The sequence below is a fragment of the Pseudomonas sp. GW823-FHT04A03 genome (assembly GCF_058796615.1).
On record NZ_JBXAIV010000003.1, the window covers coordinates 534,032 to 552,338 of the forward strand.

At 61.5% G+C, this 18,307-nt stretch carries 15 protein-coding genes and 1 riboswitch; of the genes, 5 read left to right on the top strand and 10 right to left on the bottom strand.

Annotated elements, in window-relative coordinates:
• Positions 1–82: 82 nt before the first annotated feature.
• The gene (locus AC1Q9F_RS12265) at positions 83–1,438 is read right to left on the bottom strand and encodes a tryptophan--tRNA ligase (protein ID WP_207983897.1); all 1,356 of its coding nucleotides are present in this window, start codon (positions 1,436–1,438) and stop codon (positions 83–85) included.
• A 24-nt stretch (positions 1,439–1,462) separates the two neighbouring features.
• Positions 1,463–2,092 (bottom strand): alpha/beta hydrolase, encoded by a 630-nt coding sequence (locus tag AC1Q9F_RS12270; RefSeq protein ID WP_492620017.1) that lies wholly within the window; start codon positions 2,090–2,092, stop codon positions 1,463–1,465.
• 144 nt (positions 2,093–2,236) lie between these two features.
• On the opposite strand from AC1Q9F_RS12270, the gene AC1Q9F_RS12275 reads away from it, so the two are divergent.
• The gene (locus AC1Q9F_RS12275) at positions 2,237–2,671 is read left to right on the top strand and encodes a Z-ring associated ZapG family protein (RefSeq protein WP_007956803.1); all 435 of its coding nucleotides are present in this window, start codon (positions 2,237–2,239) and stop codon (positions 2,669–2,671) included.
• 67 nt (positions 2,672–2,738) lie between these two features.
• On the opposite strand, the gene AC1Q9F_RS12280 is transcribed toward AC1Q9F_RS12275, so the two are convergent.
• The 7 genes from AC1Q9F_RS12280 to AC1Q9F_RS12310 all read right to left on the bottom strand — a co-directional run bounded on the left by AC1Q9F_RS12280 (position 2,739) and on the right by AC1Q9F_RS12310 (position 13,885).
• Complete coding sequence (locus tag AC1Q9F_RS12280; RefSeq protein WP_007956806.1) at positions 2,739–3,470, bottom strand: YiaD family glycine zipper/OmpA-like lipoprotein; 732 nt, start codon at positions 3,468–3,470, stop codon at positions 2,739–2,741.
• A gap of 114 nt (positions 3,471–3,584) precedes the next feature.
• Entirely contained in the window at positions 3,585–4,229 is a 645-nt protein-coding gene (locus tag AC1Q9F_RS12285; RefSeq protein ID WP_085745362.1) for an MBL fold metallo-hydrolase, read from the bottom strand.
• A gap of 101 nt (positions 4,230–4,330) precedes the next feature.
• Positions 4,331–7,066, bottom strand: coding sequence for a winged helix-turn-helix domain-containing protein (locus AC1Q9F_RS12290; RefSeq protein WP_492619826.1), 2,736 nt, complete (start codon positions 7,064–7,066; stop codon positions 4,331–4,333).
• 187 nt (positions 7,067–7,253) lie between these two features.
• Positions 7,254–8,618, bottom strand: coding sequence for a DUF1329 domain-containing protein (locus AC1Q9F_RS12295; protein ID WP_085606942.1), 1,365 nt, complete (start codon positions 8,616–8,618; stop codon positions 7,254–7,256).
• A 26-nt stretch (positions 8,619–8,644) separates the two neighbouring features.
• Positions 8,645–10,534: a DUF1302 domain-containing protein gene (locus tag AC1Q9F_RS12300; protein ID WP_207983899.1), complete on the bottom strand. Its 1,890-nt coding sequence runs from the start codon at positions 10,532–10,534 to the stop codon at positions 8,645–8,647.
• A gap of 336 nt (positions 10,535–10,870) precedes the next feature.
• A complete protein-coding gene (locus tag AC1Q9F_RS12305) occupies positions 10,871–12,553 on the bottom strand; it encodes a fatty acid--CoA ligase (protein ID WP_085606947.1) in 1,683 nt (560 codons plus the stop codon).
• A 147-nt stretch (positions 12,554–12,700) separates the two neighbouring features.
• Positions 12,701–13,885 carry an MFS transporter gene (locus AC1Q9F_RS12310; protein ID WP_492619825.1) on the bottom strand — a complete coding sequence of 395 codons (1,185 nt, stop codon included), beginning with the start codon at positions 13,883–13,885 and terminating at the stop codon, positions 12,701–12,703.
• 84 nt (positions 13,886–13,969) lie between these two features.
• Here AC1Q9F_RS12310 and AC1Q9F_RS12315 point away from each other — a divergent pair, with 84 nt between their 5' ends.
• A complete protein-coding gene (locus AC1Q9F_RS12315; protein ID WP_492619824.1) occupies positions 13,970–14,743 on the top strand; it encodes an AraC family transcriptional regulator in 774 nt (257 codons plus the stop codon).
• Here the strand turns inward: AC1Q9F_RS12315 and AC1Q9F_RS12320 are convergent.
• Positions 14,727–15,356 (bottom strand): LysE family translocator, encoded by a 630-nt coding sequence (locus AC1Q9F_RS12320; protein WP_492619823.1) that lies wholly within the window; start codon positions 15,354–15,356, stop codon positions 14,727–14,729. The genes AC1Q9F_RS12315 and AC1Q9F_RS12320 overlap by 17 nt on opposite strands.
• A gap of 91 nt (positions 15,357–15,447) precedes the next feature.
• Between AC1Q9F_RS12320 and AC1Q9F_RS12325 the strand changes: the two genes are divergently transcribed.
• The 3 genes from AC1Q9F_RS12325 (at position 15,448) to AC1Q9F_RS12335 (ending at position 18,281) form a co-directional block, all read left to right on the top strand.
• Positions 15,448–16,413 carry a 2-hydroxyacid dehydrogenase gene (locus tag AC1Q9F_RS12325; RefSeq protein ID WP_207983903.1) on the top strand — a complete coding sequence of 322 codons (966 nt, stop codon included), beginning with the start codon at positions 15,448–15,450 and terminating at the stop codon, positions 16,411–16,413.
• A 33-nt stretch (positions 16,414–16,446) separates the two neighbouring features.
• A complete protein-coding gene (locus AC1Q9F_RS12330; RefSeq protein WP_207983904.1) occupies positions 16,447–17,445 on the top strand; it encodes a methyltransferase in 999 nt (332 codons plus the stop codon).
• Between the two features lie 39 nt (positions 17,446–17,484).
• Positions 17,485–17,609, top strand: a riboswitch (yybP-ykoY riboswitch).
• A gap of 87 nt (positions 17,610–17,696) precedes the next feature.
• On the top strand, positions 17,697–18,281 hold the full coding sequence (locus tag AC1Q9F_RS12335; RefSeq protein ID WP_007956837.1) for a TMEM165/GDT1 family protein: 585 nt from the start codon (positions 17,697–17,699) through the stop codon (positions 18,279–18,281).
• Positions 18,282–18,307: the final 26 nt, after the last annotated feature.

Here is an 18,307-nt window from a genome sequence, read left to right on the forward strand (position 1 = left end):
AGCAAGGCAACAAAAACGGGCCGTCACTGTAGCGATGGCCCGTGGGAATGGCAATCGGCCCTTGGTCGGGCCGGCCCGTTGATTATTCCTGAACCGGTGTCAGAGCGATCCGCAAGGCCTCGATAGCCGCATCTCGCGCAGCCACGTCGGCGAACGCCGGGCTGTCGCCGACACACTCGCCTTCCAGCCAGACGCTGAAGCTCAGGTCTTCGCTGCGCACATCCAGCGCCTGACCCGATTGCAGCTGCTTGGTCACCTGACCGGCGGTTTTACCGTCGGCGAAGTTGCGCGACAGCAGCAGTTGCTCGCCGTCGGCCGCCAGCAGACGGAAACGGAAGCTGCCGTCGTCTTCACGGAAGCTGACGAAACGTGCAGCCTTCGCGGCTTTCTTCTTGGTGGTCGCGGCCACCTGAACCTGATTGACGAAGGAGCGCAAGCCGACCGCTTCACGCAGCTCGTTGAGGAACGGCGTCGCCACCGCACGGGCCTTCTTGGCGCCGTGTTGCAGGATGTCTTCCAGATCTGCCGGGCGTTCGATCAACTGGTGATAACGCTCGCGGGATTCGCCCAGCTCGTTGTCGAGCAGCTGGAACAGACGGTTCTTCGCCTCGCCCCAACCCAGACCGCCCAGCAGTTCGCTGCGGAATTCGTCAGCCTGCGCCGGCGTGGAGAAAGCCTGGAACAGGGTGAACAGGTGCGAGTTGTCTGGATCTTTCGCTTCGCCCGGCGCGCGGGAGTCGGTAACGATGCGCGAAATCGCGTCCTTCATTTCCTTGGCGCTGGAGAACAGCGGAATGGTGTTGTCGTAGCTCTTGGACATCTTGCGACCGTCCAGGCCCGGCAACGTGGCCACGCTTTCCTCGATCAGCGCTTCGGGCATGGTGAAGAATTCCTTGCCCTGGCCGAACAGGTGGTTGAAGCGCTGGCCGATATCACGGGCCATTTCCACGTGCTGGATCTGGTCGCGACCGACCGGCACCTTGTGCGCGTTGAACATCAGAATGTCCGCCGCCATCAGCACCGGATAGCTGTACAAGCCCATGGTGATACCGGCATCCGGGTCTTCGCCGGTCTCGACGTTCTTGTCCACCGAAGCCTTGTAGGCGTGGGCGCGGTTGAGCAGGCCCTTGGCGGCGACGCAGGTCAGCAGCCAGGTCAGCTCGGGGATTTCCGGGATGTCGGACTGACGGTAGAAGGTCACACGATCCACATCCAGACCACCGGCCAGCCAGGTCGCGGCGATTTCCAGACGCGAGCGCTGGATGCGCAGCGGGTCATCGCACTTGATCAGGGCGTGATAGTCAGCCAGGAAGTAGAACGAATCGGCATTGCTGTCGCGGCTGGCGAGAATCGCCGGGCGGATGGCGCCGGCGTAGTTGCCCAGGTGCGGGGTGCCGGTGGTGGTGATGCCGGTGAGGATGCGGGTACGGTTCGTCATGGGTAATCGCTTGTCAGACTGCAATCAATTCGAGAGACGCGGCAGGATCAGATCCTTGAGATCGGTCAGCTTGCCATGAAAAAAGTGTCCGCATTCTGCCACTTTCAGCAGCTCATGGGGGCGCTGGAGTTTTTCAGACCAGTCGTAGACCAGCTGCGGCTCGATCACTTCGTCGGTTTCCGGCTGGATCACAGTCGACTCGCCCTGCTGCGGCAGTTGATCCTGATCGCCCAGACGCATCACCGCCGGCGCGACCATGAACAGGTGCTTGAGCGTGATGCCTTGGGCTTCGAGTCGACCGCCGAGACTTGCGGCAACAAATCCACCGAAGGAGAAACCGAACAGGGTCAGCGGCAGATCCGGGTGTTTTTCCAGCAGCCATGCGGCGGCGGCCTGGGCGTCGTCGACTTCACCAGTGCCCATGTCATGGGAGCCTTCGCTGGCACCGACGCCGCGATAGTTGAAGCGCAAGGTGATCAGGCCCGCGTCGCGCGCGGTGCGCTGCAGGGTCGAGACGACCTTGTTGAGCATGGTGCCGCCCTGCACCGGGTTCGGGTGGCAGATCAGCGCGATGCCGCGGGGCTGCTCGTTGTCCAGATACAAAGACTCAAGTTGCCCCACCGGGCCATCAATCACTACAGGGGTTTCACGCATCAGCAAGGAAGGAACTCCGTGACCTCGAATCGGGTCGACTCGTCTAGCAAATTGTCTGTGCCAGTCTATTGCGAGTGAATCGCGGTATACAGCGCAGGTTCGAGCCGTTAACGTAAAGCAAAGCCGTTTATAGAGGAAGGACTCGTGGAACACTCGCTCTTAGTTTGGTTGTTACCGACTCTTGCCCTGGTTGTGGGTGTCGCCATTGGTTTCCTGATCGCTCGCGTTGCGCCGAACGCCGCGCCTAGCCGCACGCAGCGTCAACTGGATGATATTCAGGAACGTTTCGACAGTTATCAGAACGAAGTGGTGACCCACTTCAACAGCACCGCCAATCTGGTCAAGAAACTGACCCAGAGCTATCAGGAAGTGCAGGACCACCTCGCCGAGGGCGCCAACCGCCTGGCCCTGGACGAGCAGACCCGTCAACGCTTGCTCGCCTCGCTGCACGCCGACGCGGCACAGGCCCCACGGGAACGCCTGACGCCACCACGGGATCAGGAACCGCCGCGTGACTACGCGCCGAAGACCCCGAACTCGCCGGGCATGCTCGACGAGCATTACGGCCTGAAGAAGTAATCAGCCTTCGCGCCAACAAAAAGCCCCCGGACAATCACTTGTCCGGGGGCTTTTTTGTACCTGACGGTTACGGGTACTGCTGAACAGTGCCCGGCTGCTGCTGACCACCGTACTGCTGGCCCGGGATCGCCTTGAGGTTGACCTCAACGCGGCGGTTCTGCGCCCGGCCGTTGACGTCACCGTTGCTGGCGATCGGATTATCCGGGCCGGCACCGCGGGCGCTCAGGTTGGCACCGCTGACACCTTGCGAGGTCAGGTAGGTGGCCACGCTCTGCGCACGACGCTGGGACAGGTCCATGTTGTGCTGACGGCTGCCGGTGCTGTCGGTGTAGCCGACGATTTCGATCTGATTCTGGTTGAACTCTTTGAGCGAGTTGGCCAGGTTGTTCAGCGGCTGATAGAAGCTGGAAGCGATGTTCGCCGAATCGGTGGCGAAAGTGATGTTGCCAGGCATGATCAGCTTGATCTGGTCGCCCTGACGCTGCACTTCAACCCCGGTGTTGGCCATGCTGGCGCGCAGTTTTTTCTCCTGCTGGTCGGCGTAGTAGCCGTAACCGGCGGCCGAGGCACCGACGACGGCTGCGCCGATCAGCGCACCCTTGCCGCGGTTGTTGTGGTCGATGGCGGCACCGGCCAGCGCGCCGGCCAGCGCACCGAGGCCACCGTACTTGGCGGTTTTGCTCATGCCCTGGGAGCCACCGTCGGCCTGACCCTGATTGTCATACGGGTTGGGCGAGGCGCAGCCGGACAAAACGGCCACGGCAGTAGCGACAATAATCAAACGACGCGTGGTGAACATGGAGTGCTCCTACATTTTGCATTCTGTGGTGCAGCGGCCATTGGCAACTGGCCCGTGCGGGCGTTGGATCATGACAATGCACAAAAATTCCGCCGGACACCCGTGACAAAATGTTTAGGCACGCACAAACGGGTTCTCGCGCATCTCATCCCCCAGACGCGTATCCGGACCATGCCCGGCCACAACGGTTGCGTCTTCATCCAGGGTGTACAGCCGCTGCTTGATCGATCGCACGATGGTCGCCTGATCGCCGCCCCACAAATCCGTGCGCCCTACTCCGCGACGAAACAACGTGTCGCCGGCAATCAACAGCTTAGCCTCGGAAAACCAGAAGCTCATGGAACCTGGCGTATGCCCCGGCGTGTGCAGCGCCACGCCACAGCCGCAGGCCAGTTCTTCATCGTCGCTCAACCAGCGATCGGGAGACGGCACCGGGGTGTAAGGCACGCCGAACATCTGGCATTGCATCTCGAGGTTGTCCCACAAAAACTGGTCTTCCTTGTGCAAATGCAAGGTGGCGCCGGTCTTTTCCTTCATTTGCCCGGAAGCCAGGAAGTGATCGAGGTGCGCGTGAGTGTGAATGATGCTGACCACTTTCAGACCGAGGGCATCGAGCCGGGCCATGATCAGGTCAGGGTTGCCGCCCGGATCGACGACGATGGCTTTCTTGGTGATCGGGTCGCCGATGATCGTGCAATTGCACTGGAGCGGGCCGACGGGGAAGGTTTCGCGGATGAGCGCGGGATTTGCAGCGGTCATGGGAGATCCTGAACAGACATTGAAGACAATGCGCAGAGGCTTTTTTCCGCCATTTTACGTTGTTGGCTTGCCGGATGCCGAACCCGCGCGAAACAGGAGACTCAGCTCAATACCCCCAACTCCTTCGCCCGCGCCACCGCCTGTGTGCGCCGCTCCACACCCAGCTTGCTGTTGATGTGACTGGCATGGGTTTTCACGGTGTGCAGCGAGATGAACAGTTGATCGCTGATTTCCTGGTTGGAGCAACCCTGGGCGATCAGACGCAGTACCGCCAGTTCGCGGCTGCTGAGCTGTTCGGTAGCAGCAGATTCCACAGTGGGGCGAGCCTGGGCCTGAGGGAATTGCTCAAGCAATTGCTGACCGACGACTGTCGGTGCAGTCAGTGACAGTTGTCCGCGCAACCAGTCCGCATGTTCCTTGACCAGCACATCGAAGGGTTGCAGGACGCCGCCGGCCGCGGCTTCCAGCGCCTGATTCAACGCCTTGCGCGCTTCAGGCTCGCGCCCACCCGCCAACAGCAGCGCCACTTTTTGCGTCAGTGCCATCACGCTGAGCAGTTGTCGCCCGGTTTGCTGGCCGTTCTCCAGCAACACGTTCAGCCGCCCTTCGGCGAGCATCGGTTGTCCCTGGATGACGTCCAGCAACGCCTGTTGCAGTTCGACGTGCAACGGCAACTGCGGATGAAACTCCGGTGGGGCTGCCGCGCGTTCACCGGTGTAGGTCTGGCCCAGTCGTGCCAGCCAGGCTTCGGCCAGATCGATACGCCCCTGAGACAGCCACAGCTCACATTTGACCAGGGTGATCATCGCCAGATAGTAGATCGGCGGGACGTCCCAGATGTGCATCAGGCGTTCGGCTTCGGCCAGCTCGGCGAAGGCCTTGGCAAAGTCACCGCTGCTGCCGTCAAGCCGGGCGATCACGCAGTGGCCGATCAATACGCTGATATCGCGACAAGCCCTTGCTTCAGCCAGGCCTGCCTGCAATCGCGCCCTTGCCGCCTGCGGCTGCAATCGCATGGCCAACAGAAAGCCCTCATACAGCGTCAGTCGCGCACGCACGGCGTACAAACGCTGCGCGGACAATCCGCGCAAGCGCTCCAGCCCTTGGCGCACTTCATCGAGCGCACGCAGGATTTCGCCGCGCGCCTGCAGGACGCGCGCACGATCGTAATGTGCCAGCGCCTCGAACAAGGGATTGCCGACCCGCTGCGCCAGTTCAAGCGATTCACGGTTCAAGCCCCGCGCACGCCACAGATCGCCGTCGGCAATTGCCAGGTTGGACAAGGTCGACAGGCACATCAGGCGCTGGCCGTAACGCTTGGCCGGCAGGCTCTCCAGTGCCTCGCTGCAATACTCGATGGTCTGCTCGCGATGGCCTCGCCCACGGGCGATGATGCCCTTGAGCGCCAGCCATTGGGCCAGCATGGATTTCTGTGCGGTGGCCGAAGGTGCCGGCAGAAACCGGCTCAGATGACTGGCGAGCTCTTCGGCCGCATCGAGCTGACAAGCCAGCCCCAACGCCCAGCTGTACAACACGATCAGGCGCGGGGTGCTGATCAGCAGGCTGTCGGGCAAGTCCATTTTCCAGCGCAGCAGCATGCCGACGTTCTGCTCGGCGAGCAGTTGTTCCTCGGACAGGTTCTGTACCAGATTGGCCGCGACGTCCAGATGCCCTGCGCGCAGTGCCTGCTCGACAGCTTCATCCAGCAGGCCCTGGGCATTGAACCAGCGACAGGCGCGCAGATGCAGCGTGGCGGCGGGGACCAGTGCCTTGGTGATAGGCCGGCTGCGCAACAGATCGGAAAACAGGTGGTGATAACGATACCAGTGCCCGTGCTCGTCCAGCGGCACCAGGAACACCTGATGCGCCAGCAGGAAACGCAGGATTTCAGCGCTGTCATGGGCTTCGCGCACCGCGTCGCACAGTTCGCTGCAAAAGCGTTCCTGCGGTGCGGTGTCATAAAGAAACGCCTGGACCTCGGCGGGCAGGCAATCGATGACTTCTTCCAGCAGATATTCGCGGATCAGCCCTTCCCCGCCGTTCAACGCTTGCGGCAGGGCCGATTCAGTGCCGGCTTCAGCAATCGCCAGCAGCCAGAAACGCAGCCCGGCCACCCAGCCTTCGCTACGCTGGATCAGGTTTTCCAGCGCCTCTCCACGCAGGGAACTGCTGTGACGATCGAGCAGTGCCAGGGCTTCGTCGTGGGTCAGGCGCAGATCCTGTTCGTGCAGTTCCAGCAACTGGCGCGACAGGCGCAGACGGGCCAGATGCCAGTCCGGCCGCTGCCGGCTGGTGACCATGACCACCAGGCCGTCCGGTAAGTGATTGAGGAAAAATTGCAGGCAGCGGTCGAGCACCGGCCCCTGGGCAAGATGGTAATCATCCAGTACCAACAGCAGTGGTGCCGTCGGTTGCAGATGCAGCGCCAGTTCATCCAAAAGGCCATCAAGCCATTCTTCGAAAGCAAACGGCTGATGGCGTTGACGCATTTTCAACAGCCCCAGTGCCCGGCTGCCCAGTTGTGGAAAGTAATCCTGCAGGCCTTCGAGCAGGCGCTCAAGAAACCGCCCCGGATCGTTGTCTCTCGGGCTCAGGCCCAGCCACAGACTTTGCCAGTGCGCCGGCAGACTCTGGCAGAACTCCACCGCCAGCGAGCTTTTGCCGAACCCGGCCGGAGCGCTGACCAGCAACAGGCGCCCTCCGAGTCCGGCGCTCAGACGCTCGCACAAACGGGGTCGCAGCACGTAGCCGTCGGGTAGCGGCGGACGGAAAAAACGTCCGTCCAGTGCCGCGACGGCAACGCTTGCAGGGCCCGGAAGTGGGGACAGATCAGTCATGGCCGGCTCTTGTTTGTAGGGCTGTTGGCGGCGTAGCAGATGCCCGCAGACTAGCCTTAAACGGAGCGGTTATGAAGGTCGTTGCTACAAATGGCTACAAAAAGTCTACGGAAAAAGCGACAGGCAAAAAAACGCCCCGAACCGGTCGGGGCGTTTTCACGAGGATGCGGCCTCGGTTTACAGCAGCTTAGCGAATACCGTCCTGGCGCAGGGCGGCCGGCGAGAAGTCGCTGATGGTGGCGGTGAAACCAAAGTCGTAAGCCCGGCTTTCTTCGTTCTTCATGCCCAGTGCCAGATAACGACCGGACTGCAGATCGTAGAGCGTTTCCAGGGTGTACCACGGCACCTGAACGTTGTAGTAGTCCTGGGCGTGAGCTTCCGCCACGCGCCACAGCTGGTTGCGACCGTCGTAGTGATCGATCACGGCCGCTTGCCAGGTGTCTTCGTCGATGAAGAAGTCACGCTTGGCGTAGATGTGACGCTGACCTTCCTTCAGGGTCGCAGTCACGTGCCAGACGCGACGCAGTTCATAACGCGCCAGATCCTGGTTGATGTGCCCGGCCTTGATGATGTCGGCGTACTTGAGCTTCGGATCGTCGAGCTTGTAGCTGTCGGAGGCGATGTACATCTCTTGTTTGCCGACCAGTTTCCAGTCGTAACGATCCGGAGCACCGTTGAACATGTCCAGGTTGTCGGAAGTACGCAGGCCGTCCGCCGCGGTACCCGGGCCGTCATACGACACTTGCGGTGCGCGACGTACACGACGCTGACCGGCGTTGTAGACCCACGCCGAACGCGGTTCCTTCACCTGATCGAGGGTCTCGTGTACCAGCAGTACACCACCGGCCAGACGTGCCGGCGCGGTCACTTTCTGCTTGAAGTAGAACAGGATATTGCCCGGGTTCGCCGGATCGTAATCCTTCATCCGGTCACGGAACACGAACTGATCCTGGAAGTACACCAGGCTGAACGAGCCGTTCGGTTGCGGCGTGGCCTGGGTCACCAGACGGGTCACGCTGCCGCCGCGATAACGGGTGATGTGGTTCCAGATCACTTCCACGCCGGTTTTCGGAATCGGGAACGGCACGGCGGTATCGAAGTTTTCCAGACCGTTGCCGCCTTGCACCAGATTCGTAGTGGTGGCGTTTTTCTTGATGGCGGCAAATACCGAATCCGGCACGGTTGCACCGCGGTGGGATGGGTAGACCGGCATCTTGAAGGTGTCAGGGTAACGTTGGAACATCGCGTACTGACCCGGTGCAAGCTTGGCCTTGTACTGGTCGACGTTCTGCTTGGTGATGGTGAACAGCGGTTTTTCACTGGCGTACGGATCAGACAGGAAACCCTTGCTGTCGACGGTTCCGGCATTCTTCGGCATCGGTTTCCAGGCCGGGATCGAGCCGTCGGCGTTACCGGCCATCTCGGCGCCCATCGGGGTCAGGCTCTTGCCCAGCTTGTCCGCTTCGGCGGCAGGCACCGCCGCCATGACGCCGGTCGCCAGCAGCGACAGGCCCAGAACACCGGCGTGGAACAGACTCTTTGTTATTTTCATAAATTCGTTCGTCCTGAATGCAGTGCTTAGAAGTTCACGCCAAGGCTGAGCGCCACGAAGTCGCGGTCATCCACAGTGGTGTACTTGCCGTCGAAGAAGTTGGTGTAGGCCAGGCTCGCGGTGTAGGTGTTCTGGTACTCGGCATCGACGCCCAGGCTCACCGCCTTGCGACCTTCCTCGAAGTTGCCGCCAGGGCCTGGCGAGTAGCCGCTGACGTCGTGGGACCAGGCCACGTTCGGCTTGAGGTTCACGCCGGCGAACACGTCGTTGTATTCCCAGATGGCGCGACCGCGATAACCCCAGGACACTGACGTGGTGAAACCGTCATTGTTGCAGTTGCGGCTACGGTTGTTCTGCGGGGAACCGGGCCCGGCGCCATTGATGGTGCCGTTGTTGAGGATGTTGACGCAGGTGTTGGTACCGCCGGTGGCTGGTAATTCGCCCGGGCCGAAGACCGGATCGCGGCCATAGCGTTTGTCGGATCGGCTCTCCAGACCGCCCACGTAAGTCGCGCCCACTTCACCCACCAGTGTCAGACGGCTCGCGCCCATGACCTGATCGAAGAAGTGCGTGAAGGTGGTCTGCAGTTGGGTGATTTCCTTGCGCTCGTAACCGTGCAGATCCTGGCCTGGCACGCCGTCGAGCAGCGATGCGTTCGCAAACGTGCCGCCCAAGGGACGCACACCGGCGAACAGGATGTCGGTGGAGTTCAGTTGTACCGGCGCATTCGGACGGTAGCTGATTTCACCGCTCCAGGCCGTGCCGGTAGGCAGGGTGGTGGAGAAGCTCAGACCGTACAGGCGGATGTCTTCAGGATACTCGACGAAGTAGTTCGAGTTGCCTGCAACCAGCAGCGGCCCCAGGGCCCGGAATGCTGCCGGCAATGCCGCCACGCCGTTGTAGACCGATTGCGGTGCACCCGTGGCGCTGAAGATCGGCGCACGGCTGTGATAGTTCATGAAGTAGGCACCGAACTCGGTGTCCAGTGGTTCGAACATGTATTTGAGGGACGCGCCCCACTGGCCGCTGTCCCGGGCATCCCGATCAGGCCCGCGACGTACCAGCACGCCTTCCTCGTTGACGTCGACGCCGTTGGCAGCCAATGGCCCCAGGGCAATGGCCGGAATCTGCGAACGCTTGTTCAGCACGCGCAGGTTGTCGGTGCAGCCGTCGGCGATGATGTCCGGCTGGGAGAAGAAGGTGCCGCAGTTGTCGACGACGGTCTGGTCCCACTCAAGCTGGTAAAAGGCTTCGGCGGACAGGTTTTCGGTCAGGCTCTGGGACACGTAGAACATGTTGACCGGGATCAGGCCTTCCTTGATCTCGGCACCCGGACGACGGAACGCGGACACGTCGATCGGGTTGATCGAGTTGATGCCGCCGCCGATGAAGGTACTTTCACCCCAGCTCACCACCTGTTTGCCCAGGCGCACGGAGCCCGGCTGATCGGCGATCGAATAGTTGTGGTAGACGAAGGCATCGAGGATCTGACCGCCGGCGGACTTGGCGCCTTCCTTGCGGTTGCTGTCGCTGATGTCCTTGAACGGACGACTTTCGTCCTTGAGTTCGAAGTCGTACCAGTATTTGCCACGGACGAACACACCGGTGTCGCCGTATTTCAGTTCGAGGTCATGGATGCCCTTGAAGATCTTCGAGAAGGTTTCACCGCTCTTGAAGTTCAGGTGGCCATCATCGGAGGTCTGGGACAGACCGTGACCGCCGTTGTTGACGCCGATGAGATTCTTGTTCGGGCTCTGGGTGGACCAGCTGGCACCGATCGACAGGGAGGAGTCGAACTGGCCTTCGATTTCACCGACGTTGAAACTGACGCCGAATGCGGGCCCGGCGAGCGAAGAAGCAAGACTGACGGCCAGAGGCAGCTTTGCCCGGCGCCAGAACTGGTTTACTGAGGTCATCGACGCTACTCCATGTGCATTATTGTTATGGCAGTGAGTACTTTTAAAAACGCCTGAGGGACCGGGCGCCAGAGGCTTCCCGAAATCGCTTCAATGTTGCATCGCCCCGTTTGTGCGTGTGCCCCGTTCTTAAAAATCCTTGAGCGGACTATAGCCAGCAGGTGGTACTGCTTGATCCCTCTAAAGTGTGATTTGCAGCTGCCGGCCACTCTGGAACAGTCCTTTCGCCAGTCCGACGCATGTCGGCACGGCAAGGATGGCTGAAAATTTCGATTTCACAAGCCAAGCGCTTGCTTGGTGGGTCTGGCGCGCCGTTTTCGGCGCGCCAGGGGATGCTCAGAGCGTCGAGAGGAAGGTGCTGTTGTTGGCCTGCCATTCAGTGATGTCGAGGCGGATGCGCTTCTTGTCGAGCTTGCCGACACTGGTCTTGGGAATTTCAGTAACAAGCGCGATCTGGCTCGGGATCGCCCACTTGCTCAAGTGCCCCAGTTCAACGAATGGCTTGAGGTGTTCCTTGAGCTCGCGCGCCCCGATGGCGTGCCCTTCACGGACCACCAGCAAGGCAAACGGGCGCTCGCCCCACTGCGGATCGGCGATGCCCACCACTGCTACTTCACGTACCGCGACGTGACGACTGATCAGGTCTTCGAGGTCCAACGAGGAGATCCACTCGCCGCCGGTCTTGATCACGTCCTTGATGCGGTCGCGGATGTCGATCACGCCCATGCTGTCCAGCGTGGCGACGTCGCCGGTGTGCAGCCAGCCGCCAGCCCACAGCTCGGCGCCCTTTTGCGGTTCGTTGAAATAACCCTCAGTCAGCCATGGTGCGCGTAGCACCAGTTCGCCCTGGGTCTCGCCGTCCGCCGGGAGGAAATTGCCCTCGGTGTCGACAATCGCGGCTTCGACCAATGGCCCCGGCACGCCGGCCTTGATCCGGTAGGTGGTGCGCTCGTCTTCGGTGCCTGCCATCAATTCATCGTTGAGGTGCGCGCACGAGACCAGCGGCCCGGTTTCCGACATCCCGTAAGCGGCCGTCAGTTGAATGCCCTTGCTCTTGGCCGTTTCGTACAGCGTGCGATTGAGCGCACTGCCGCCGATGACGATTTTCCAGCCGCCAAAATCGGTGCCTTGCGCGCCCTTGGCGTTGAGCACCATCTGCAGGATGGTCGGCACGCAATGGGAGAACGTGACCTTCTCCTTGCGCCACAGCTCGACCAGGAATTCCGGGTCGTAACGCCCCGGATAAACCTGCTTGAGCCCGAGCATGGTCGCCACATACGGCAGGCCCCACGCATGCACGTGGAACATCGGCGTGATCGGCATGTACACGTCGTTGGTGCCCAGCAGCCGCACGCTGTCGATGGCGCCCATGATGGTCGACACGCCCATGGTGTGCAGCACCAGTTGCCGATGGGTGAAGTACACACCTTTCGGATTGCCGGTGGTGCCCGTGGTGTAGAACGTGGTGGCGACCGAGTTTTCGTCGAAATCCTGGAAGTCGTACTGCGGACTCGCGGCCGCCAGCAGTTGCTCGTACTCGCCCACCAGGTTCGGCAGATCGGCGGTTTTTTCCGGCAGATCGGTCAGCAGCAGGGTTTTCTCCACCGTGGTCAGGTGCGGCGCGATGGCCTGGTACAGCCCGACAAACTCGCTGTTGACCAGCACGAAGCGGTCCTCGGCGTGGTTCATGGTGTAGAGGATCTGCTCCGGCGACAGACGCACGTTGATGGTGTGAATCACCGCGCCGATCATCGGGATCGCAAACATGCACTCCAGGTAGCGATGGCTGTCCCAGTCCATCACCGCCACGGTGTCACCGGCCTTCACGCCGGCCGCCGTCAGTACGTTGGCCAGTCGCGCGACCCGCTCGATCAGGGTCGGGTAGCTGTAGCGCAGCTGGTCACGGTAGATGATCTCGCGGGTTTTCTCGTAACGGGCGCCCGACATCAGCAGCCGTTTAATCAGCAGTGGATACTGGTACGCCCCTTCGGCGGGCGGAATAACGCGAGTCTGCAACATAAGAATCCCTTTTCTGACTGCACGGTGTTGGCTTTGGAGTTTCGTACTCTAAAACCCTTATACGTCAGCCAAATCAGCCAAAGGAATGATTTGCAGAGCCGTACAAATGCTAGCTTTGCGCCAGCATTTGCCGGGATTCGTCACCGCTCAGGCCGTTTGCCCTACAGCCGCTTCAGAAGGTGTGCGTGGGAAAACCACCGCAGCGAGGAAAGTCAAAGCGCCAAAACCCGCCAGAATCAGGTAGAGCCCTACAAAACCATGGCGCGGTTCGAGATAGGAAATCAGCGGAATCGCCGTCGCACTGGCACCGAACGATAAACAGTAACGCAAGGCAAACACCCGGGACTGCCATTGCGGCGCGACGAAGTTGGCGACCATCGAATCGTTCACCGTCACTTGGCCGAACACCACGAACATGAACGCCGCCCCGACCGCGATCACCGCCCAGCCATCGACATAAGCCAGCGCGAACAGCAACGGCGCCTGGCACAAGGTCAGCGCGATAAACGGCCATTTCAGGCTGACGCGGTGCAACACCCGACCGATGCTCAGCTGGGCAATCGCACCGAACGCATACGCCAGGCTGACCACCACACCGAGGGTTTGCGGCGACGCGAACAGGTCATGCAAGCGATCCTGAAACAGTTTTGGATAAGTCATGGTGGTGGCGTTGAACACCACCCCGCCGGTGGCCGTGGCCAGCGCCAGCACGCCGAACACCATGACCATCGAAATGCGCTGGCCGCCGGCACCCTTGAGCGCGGTGTGCGGGCGCTTGGGAATCGGCTCCTCGCGCACCTGCAAGGCAAAACCGATCCCCAGCACGATCGCCACGACACCCGGGATCAGGAACGCCGAGCGCCAGCCAAACTGCGCCACCAGCAGCCCGGTAATCAGCGCGGAGAACGCCACGCCGAGGTTGCCCCACATGCCGTTGATACCGATCTCGCGCCCGCGATTCTGCGCATAGGCCACCAGCATCGCCGTGCCGACCGGGTGATAGATCGCGGCAAAAATGCCGATCAGGGTCAGGCCGATGACCAGCATCGTCGGGCTGTTACTGAAGCCGGTGAAGATCGCCGAGGCACCGATGCCGAAGAAAAACACCAGCATCATCTGCCGCCGGCTCCAGTGATCCCCCAGCCAACCGGCCGGTAGCGAACACGCACCGAACGCGATGAAGCCACCCAGCGACAGGCCGATCAGCGCGGCGTAGTCGAGGGCGAAGGCCTGGGTCATGCCAAGCACGGCGGCGGGAAAAATCAGCATGAACATGTGATCGATCACATGGGCGGCGTTGATGTAGCGAATGACGTTTCTGGACTGGTTCATGACGGCACGCTTTACGTTGTAGTGAGCGCTCATGCTAAGTTGGCCGGAAAGCGCATTCCTGCCAACCAAGTCATCGAATCCGACATGTTGATCAGCCATTTCGAACACGGACCGGTCAGTGCCTATCCCCGGGACTATCTGGACGGCTCGCACCAGCCGCAGCACCTGCATCGCGAGGCGCAATTGCTCTATGCCGTGAGCGGGGTGATGCGGGTGGTCACAGCGCAAGGTGCCTGGGTGCTTCCGCCCAGTCGCGCGGTGTGGATTCCACCCGAGGTCGCCCACGAGATTTTCATGTCCGGCGATGTGCAGATGCGTTCACTGTTCATCGCCCCCGAGCTGGCGCCGGCCAGCCTGCGCAACTGCTGTGTGCTGGCGGTGACGCCATTGCTGCGCGAACTGATCCTGCGTGCGGTGCAGGGCCCGCCGCATGCCGACAATCCGCTGATCCAGCAACTGATGCTGGAAGAACTCGCCAGTCTCGAAAACCTGCCACTGCATATTCCGATGCCCACTGACCGGCGCCTGCAAGGCATTTGCCTGGCGCTGTTGCGCACGCCGGATCATCCCAACACCCTGGAAGACTGGGCGCAGCAAGTCGGCGCCAGCTCACGCACGTTGGCGCGGCTGTTCCAGCAACAACTGAAGATGAATTTCAATGCCTGGCGCCAGCAATTGCGCCTGATGGAAGCCCTGCCCCGCCTGCTCGCCGGGGACAGCGTGCAGAGCGTGGCGCGGGATCTGGGTTACGGCAGTGCGCGGGCGTTCAGCGCGATGTTTCGCCGTTTGCTCGGGGACAATCCCCGGGAATACCTCAACGCCCTGAATCAGCTCCGCTCGATCAATGCATCTCGGTGAACGCGAGTTTCACGCCGATGGCGATCAGCACCGCGCCCATGGTGCGGTCGAACCAGTGGCCCATGCGAGCGAAACCGGCACGCACGCGCTGCTGGCTGAACAACATGGCGACCAGGCAGAACCAGGTGGCGGTCGCAACGGCGAGATAAATGCCGTAACCGGCCTGGACTGTCAGCGGGGTGTGCGGGTTGATCACCACGGTAAACAGCGACAGGAAGAACAGCGTGGCTTTCGGGTTCAGGCCGTTGGTCACGAAACCCGAAGTGAACGCGCCACGGGCAGTGCGTTCGCCGGCCTCTTTGTGCAGATCATCGGTCACGGTTTTCGCCGGTTGCGCGCGCAGGGCCTTGTAGCCGATGTACAGCAGGTACGCGGCCGCCGCCCATTTCAAGGCGTTGAACAGCACGATCGATTGGGAAACGATCAGGCCGATCCCCAGCAGCGAATAACCGACGTGCAGGAAAATCGCCGTGCCCACGCCCAGCGCGGTCCAGGTCCCGGCACGTCGACCATGGGTCACGCTTTCGCGTACCACCACGGCGAAATCAGGACCGGGGCTGGCGACGGCCAGCAGGTGGATCAGGGCAACGGTCAAGAATTCGGTCCAGTACATGGGGGCTCCTTTCGGCCAAGCGTAACGTTTTGTTTCATCTGGTAGGCTCGGCAGATTACGCCTTCCCTTCAAAGCACAACAGGTACAGTTGATGACGAACGCCCACCGCGCCGTATTCCTCGATCACCCGTCGCTGGATCTTGGCGATCTCGATCTGAGCCCTTTGCGTGACTGCTTCGGCGATCTGCAACTGTTCGCCCAGACGCTGCCTGCGCAAGTGAGCGAGCGCCTGCAAGGGGCGACCGTGGCGATCAGCAACAAGATCCTGATCGACGCCGCCACCATGGCCGCCAACCCACAGTTGAAGCTGATCCTGATCACCGCCACCGGGACCAACAACGTCGATCTGGCCGCCGCCCGCGCCCACGGCATCACCGTGTGCAACTGTCAGGGTTACGGCACGCCGTCGGTGGCGCAGCACACGATCATGCTGTTGCTCAACCTCGCCACGCGTCTGGCCGATTATCAAAAAGCCGTCGGTGAAGGTCGCTGGCAGCAGGCGAAACAGTTCTGCCTGCTGGATTACCCGATCGTCGAACTGGAAGGCAAAACCCTCGGCTTGCTTGGACACGGCGAACTCGGCGGCGCGGTCGCGCGTCTGGCCGAAGCCTTCGGCATGCGCGTGCTGCTGGGGCAGATTCCGGGGCGCCCGGCCCGTCCGGATCGATTGCCGCTGGAAGAACTGTTGCCACAGATCGACGCCCTCACCCTGCACTGCCCGCTCAACGAACACACCCGGCATTTCATCGGTGCTCGCGAACTCGCCTCGATGAAACCCGGCGCTTTCGTGGTCAACACCGCCCGTGGCGGACTGATTGACGAACAGGCCCTGGCCGACGCCTTGCGCAGCGGTCATCTGGGCGGCGCGGCCACCGATGTGCTGAGCGTCGAGCCGCCGACCAACGGCAACCCGCTGCTGGCTGCCGACATCCCGCGCCTGATCGTCACCCCGCATAACGCCTGGGGCAGCCGCGAAGCGCGGCAGAGGATCGTTGGCCAACTGGTCGAAAACACCCAGGCGTTCTACAGCGGTAAGGCGCTGCGGGTCGTCAGTTGATAAACTGCGGCACTTTTTTTCACAGGAGCAGTTATGGATCCGCGCAGTGAAGTACTGCTTCGTCAGGCCGAGTTATTCCAGGGTTCGGTGTTGCTGGCCGGTTTGCCTGCCGATGATCTGCTGGGGCGGCTGCCCGATGCGTTTGGCTGGTGCTGGCACGCCGGCGATCAGGCCGCGCTCGATGCGCGTTTCGAAGGGCGCAGCCATTTTGGCGTGAACGTGCCGGAGCGCGAATTCACCAACGCCGTGGTATTCCTGCCCAAGGCCAAGGACCTGACCGATTACATCCTCAACGCCGTGGCTTCGCGCCTGGCCGGACGTGAAGTCTATCTGGTCGGGGAAAAACGCAGCGGTATCGAAGGCGCTTCCAAACAGCTCAACCCGTTCGGCAAGCCGCGCAAGCTCGACAGCGCGCGCCATTGCCAGCTGTGGCAAGTGACCGTGGCCAACGCCCCGGAAGCCAAACCGCTGGAAAGCCTGGCGCAGACCTACGAACTGCCGCTGGCCGAAGGCCCGTTGAAGGTCATCAGCCTGCCGGGCGTGTTCAGCCACGGCCGACTGGATCGCGGCAGCGCCCTGCTGCTGGAGCACCTGGACAAACTGCCGAGCGGTCATCTGCTGGACTTCGGTTGCGGCGCCGGCGTACTCGGTGCGGCGGTCAAGCGTCGTTACCCGCACAATCAGGTCACGTTGCTCGACGTTGATGCCTTCGCTGCTGCCAGCAGCCGGTTGACCCTGGCGGCCAACGGTCTGGAAGCCGAGGTGCTGACCGGTGACGGAATCGATGCGGCACCGATGGGTTTGAACGCGATTCTGAGCAACCCGCCGTTCCATGTCGGCGTGCACACCGATTATTTTGCCACCGAGAACTTGCTGCGAAAAGCGGCCAAACATCTGAAAAATGGCGGCGAACTTCGCCTGGTCGCCAACAGCTTCCTGAAGTACCAACCGTTGATCGAAGAGCATCTCGGGATCTGCGCGATCAAGGCCGAAGGCAATGGTTTCCGGATTTACCGGGCCAAGCGCGGCTGAAAATTAGCACTTGCCGAATGGATTCTGCCTAGGCAGAATCCGCTCCGTCCTAGGGGAGTAGTCTCCCACGAGCGCCAAGCTCGTCCGGCATACGTCAACATACTTGATCCTCAGATCATGGCGTATGCGACCCAAGCGTCCGCACCAGACGGATCGCAGGGTTTGACAAGACCTATGACACGCACACCTTACCCGGGGCGGGAAGGCTGTACGTGTCATAGCCGTGTCGACCCGCCCCTTAGGAAATCCTGATGCTGGACTCGTTACTCGTTCCCACCGCAATCGTTGCCTTGGCCGAAATCGGCGACAAGACGCAACTGCTCGCGCTGATTCTCGCCGCTCGCTTCCGCAAACCCTGGCCGATCATTGCCGGCATCGTCGCTGCGACCCTGGCCAACCACGCGGCAGCCGGTGCGGTCGGCGCCTGGTTCGGCAGTTTCTTCTCCGATTCGGTCCTGCACTGGATTCTTGCCGCGAGCTTCGCCGCCACCGCCCTGTGGACGCTGGTGCCGGACAAGATGGACGACGATGAAGCCAGCACTGCCCGCAAGTTCGGGCCATTCCTGACCACGCTGATTGCGTTCTTCCTCGCGGAGATCGGTGACAAGACCCAGATCGCTACGGTGATGCTGGCAGCGCAGTACCCGGAGCTGTGGCTGGTGATCATCGGTACAACGGCGGGCATGCTGATCGCCAACGTGCCGGTGGTATTGGCGGGTAATTTTGCAGCAGAAAAACTGCCGCTGACCCTGATCCGTCGACTGGCGGCCTCGGCGTTCCTGATCCTGGCTATCGTCGCGGTGTACAAGGCGATGCAGAGCAGCGGCTGGGTTTGATCCGGCAGATCGCTCCCGCACCGAGT